The sequence below is a fragment of the Ruegeria sp. AB6 genome, from assembly GCF_056542685.1.
In genome coordinates this window covers 1-1732 of the sequence record NZ_JBQGAD010000035.1, presented here as the reverse complement: position 1 = coordinate 1732, position 1732 = coordinate 1, and the positions used below count along the sequence as shown (strand labels likewise).

Sequence of the window (1732 nt, the reverse complement as noted above, 5' to 3'; positions counted from 1 at the left end):
ATTGAAGCGCTCGTTGTATCCATTCTCCCAAGGTGATCCCGGGTAGATTTGGATCGGCTTAATGCCCACCTTTCTTAACCAGGTCTGCAGGTGTTTGATCACGAGCTGTTCGTTGAGTGGAACGACAAGCGCTTTGGCCCCTACCGCCCGACAGGTGGGCCTATCCCGCTGCATCGCTATCGCAAGCCCAAGAAAACACAAACACAGGCACGGGCCGACAGGATCGGAGATCTTGCGCAGAAGATCTCGGTGCCCAGATCGGCGCTTGCCGGGTTGGATTCAAGCCTGGCCAAAGCCGCAGACGTACTGCCGTTCGCCAGCCAGGCCTTTGTCGATCCGGATCCCTATGGAGAGTTCACCTATAGCAGCCGATTGGATGCGCTGCGCGGGGTCTCGGATTTGCTGCACAAGCCGCTGGCCCGCCTGACAGACGAGGATCTGTCGTTCGTGAATGATCTTGTCGACCGCACGCTCGACAAGACGGAAATCAAACAAGGAATAACTGCCCGGTTCTCGCCTAAGCGACCGGCCGCTGAAGAGGAGAGCGAGTAATGCTGAATGCCGAGATCATGGCGCGATATGGGCTGATCAAGGACTGGCGAGCTGCCGGATTCTATGAGACCGAGAACCATCGTCAGATCACCCACACCGTCCGGGCGGGCATTGGAACCGGACGCCTGATCGCTGTGACAGGCCCAGTTGGCATCGGCAAGACTGTGTTCCTGCACCGGTTGCAAGATGAAATTGCGCGCGAAAAGAAGGTCACTGTCGCCGAAAGCCTGTCGGTGGACAAAGCCCGCACGACCGTTCCGACGCTAATCTCAGCCCTGTTCTACGATCTCTCACGAGAGAAAGAACCAAAGATTCCAACCCAAGGTGAAAAGAGGGAACGAGAACTTCAGAAGCTGGTAGCCCGCTCCGGAAAGCCCGTGGCGCTGTTTGTCGATGAGGCCCATGATCTGTATGGAAAGACATTGATCGGGCTGAAACGCCTGATGGAAGTGATCGCGCGCGGCGGAGGCAATCTGTCCGTTATTCTGGTCGGCCATCCGAAGCTGCGAAACGACCTTCGCCGCCCAACGATGGAAGAGATCGGGCATCGCACTGATATCCTGCCCTTCGAAGGATTGGGGGAAGAGTCCCGAACCTATCTCGACTGGCTTTTGGACCAGTGTACCGAGGACGACGCTCCACTTGACGAGATTATCGAACCGGCGGCGCTGGACCTACTGGCAGAGCGCCTGACCACACCCTTACAGTTTGCCGAATATTTAAACCGGGCATTGGAGGCCGGGTTCCGCATCGGCCAGAAACCAATCACGCCGGATATTGTGTCGGCCACCCTGGCCCCCGACTTTGATGACTTGGAGCCACGTCTCACCCGGCAGGGCTATTCTGTGAAGGTATTGGCGGATCAGTTCCAGTCCAAACCTGCCGAGATCAAACGCTTCCTGAGCGGGCAGCTTGAACCCGCGCGGACCCGCGAATTGGCAGAGCGAATGCGGATGGCGGGGTTGTCGCTATGAGGTCATGTGGATGGTCTCACCCCACCGATCCCAGTCTCAGAAATGTGAGCCCGTCTCAATTATTCTGAGCCCGTTCTCAAATAAAGTGGTCCCAAATCGAATTATAGTCTCAAATAATCTGAGCCAGAAACAGCGATGATCTCGCGCCCAACGGATTATGATCTCAAGCCGCTACACATAGGGTTCAGGAATGGCTCATTTCGCGG

At 56.5% G+C, this 1732-nt stretch carries 2 protein-coding genes; both read left to right on the top strand.

All coding sequences use genetic code 11. From position 1 onward, the window contains the following. Positions 1 to 90 precede the first annotated feature (90 nt). Positions 91 to 552, top strand: a complete 462-nt coding sequence (locus tag ACR0DB_RS22565; protein ID WP_480424837.1) for a hypothetical protein — start codon at positions 91 to 93, stop codon at positions 550 to 552. After that, on the top strand, positions 552 to 1526 hold the full coding sequence (locus tag ACR0DB_RS22560) for an ExeA family protein (protein ID WP_480425612.1): 975 nt from the start codon (positions 552 to 554) through the stop codon (positions 1524 to 1526). The genes ACR0DB_RS22565 and ACR0DB_RS22560 overlap by 1 nt, the downstream gene beginning before the upstream one ends. Positions 1527 to 1732: the final 206 nt, after the last annotated feature.

Bases quoted from the DNA above. Each gene is read 5' to 3' on its own strand.
- ACR0DB_RS22560 (WP_480425612.1), top strand. From the start codon at position 552: ATGCTGAATGCCGAGATCATGGCGCGATATGGGCTGATCAAGGACTGG.